Genomic DNA, 1,865 nt, shown 5'->3' on the forward strand with positions numbered 1-1,865 from the left:
GGAAACACCCGGTCCCATTCCGAACCCGGTAGTTAAGCCCTTCTGCGCCGATGGTACTGCACTGGTTACGGTGTGGGAGAGTAGGTCGCCGCCGAACTTTACTTCCCTGAAGGGGCTTGTGATCGCGGGGCACAACTACAGTGCTTCGCTCACAAGCCCCTTTCAGCGTGTCCATAGGAGGATTTGGTGTCAAGGTTCGGGGATCGTCCCGGCGACCGTCAGCGTGGCCAGGGAGACCGACCGCGCCATTCCGACGGTGGCCGACCAACAGGCGATCGCAAAGTAAGCAACAGCAAGCGTGACGACCGCGGTGGCTCCGCCGGCCGCGACTTCAAGCCGCGCGAGGACCGCGGTGGCTACCAGCGTGGTGAGGGCTCCGGCGACCGCAACCGCAGCGGAGACCGTCGAGACGACCGCGCCGGCAACCGCAGCAGCTCGAGTGACCGGGGCGGCTACCGCAGCGGTTCGAGCGACCGCGGTGGCTACCGAGGCAGCAGCGACCGTTCCGGCTCAAGTGACCGTCCGGGCTACCGCAAGAGCGAGGGCTCTGGCGAGCGTTCCGACCGTGGCGGCTACGAGCGTCGCGAGGGTTCCAGTGACCGTGGTGGTTACCGGCGGCCAAGGCTCCAGCGACCGTGGCGGCTACCAGCGTCGCGAGGGTTCGAGCGACCGCGGTGGGTATCGCGGTGGCGAGCGCCTCTGGCGCATCCGTCGTGACTTCAAGCCGCGCGAGGACCGTGGCGGCTCCCGCAGCGAAGGCTCCGGTGACCGTGGTGGTTACCAGCGTCGTGAGGGTTCCAGCGACCGTGGCGGTTTCCGCAAGGACGACCGTTCCAGCGACCGTGGTAGCTACCGTCGCGACGACCGCGGCGGAAGCTCCAGCGAGCGTGGCGGCTACCGCAAGGACGATCGCAAGGACGACCGTGGCGGTTACCGGAAGGACGACCGCTCCAGCGACCGTGGTGGATACCGCAGGGACGACCGCAAGGACGACCGTTCCAACGACCGCAAGGACGACCGCGGCGGTTATCAGCGTGACGACCGCCGCGACGAGCGCAGCCGCGAGCGAGCGGCGCGTTTCCAGGGGCGGGTTGCCGAGCAGGAATCCGCGCCCCAGGACGGCACCGACGTCGAGGGCGCCCAGGTCTCAGGCGCTGAGCACACCTCGGACGTGACCGCTGGCGGCGAGAAGGCCGCGACCGGCGAGCGCCCCGGCTACCGCTTGGGCGACGGCGCCGCGGCTTCCCGTGCCGCGTCCCGTGGCACGACCTCCGACGCGGAAGACTCCGAGCTCCCCGGCGATGGTGTCCAGGACGACGAGGACTCCAGCGACGCGGTGGCCTCCGGCGACCGTGCCGCAGAGGCCGGCGAGCGTGACGATGACGATTCCGATGACGACCGCGATGCTGACAGCAGTGATGTCCGCGCGGCCGAGGCGGACGACCGCGACGCTGACGACGAGGGTGGCGTTCGTGCTGCCGGCGTCGGCTCCGACGATCGTGATGCCGGCGAAGCGACAGCCGGGACGCGCGCGAGGAGCGGGACGACGCGCCCGCGCCCCGTGGCGGCCGGCCGGAGCTGCCGGAAGAGGCCGACCTCTCCCTGCTCGACCCGGAGATCCGGGCCGAGCTACGCAGCCTGCCCAAGGGGCTCGCGGAGATCATCGGACGGCACCTGGCCGCGGCCGGGCTGCTGATCGACGAGGATCCGGAGCTGGCGCTGGAGCACGCCCGGTACGCGCGCAGCAAGGCGGCGCGGGTCGGTGTGGTGCGGGAAGCGGCGGGTCTGACCGCCTACTTCGCGGACGAGTGGGCCGAGGCGCTCAGCGAGTTGCGGGCCGCGCGCCGGATGATGCCGGGGCCGGG

Annotated in this window: 1 protein-coding gene and 1 rRNA gene; both read left to right on the forward strand. The window is 70.8% G+C overall.

Annotated features, from left to right (window positions below; all coding sequences use genetic code 11):
* Positions 1 to 97: ribosomal RNA gene (rrf, locus tag FXN61_RS49180) — 5S ribosomal RNA — on the forward strand; the annotation flags it as partial.
* 498 nt (positions 98 to 595) lie between these two features.
* The gene (locus FXN61_RS50450) at positions 596 to 1,696 is read left to right on the forward strand and encodes a hypothetical protein (protein WP_188136327.1); all 1,101 of its coding nucleotides are present in this window, start codon (positions 596 to 598) and stop codon (positions 1,694 to 1,696) included.
* Positions 1,697 to 1,865: the final 169 nt, after the last annotated feature.

This window comes from Lentzea indica (assembly GCF_012184385.1).
GTDB classification, from domain to species: domain Bacteria; phylum Actinomycetota; class Actinomycetes; order Mycobacteriales; family Pseudonocardiaceae; genus Lentzea; species Lentzea indica.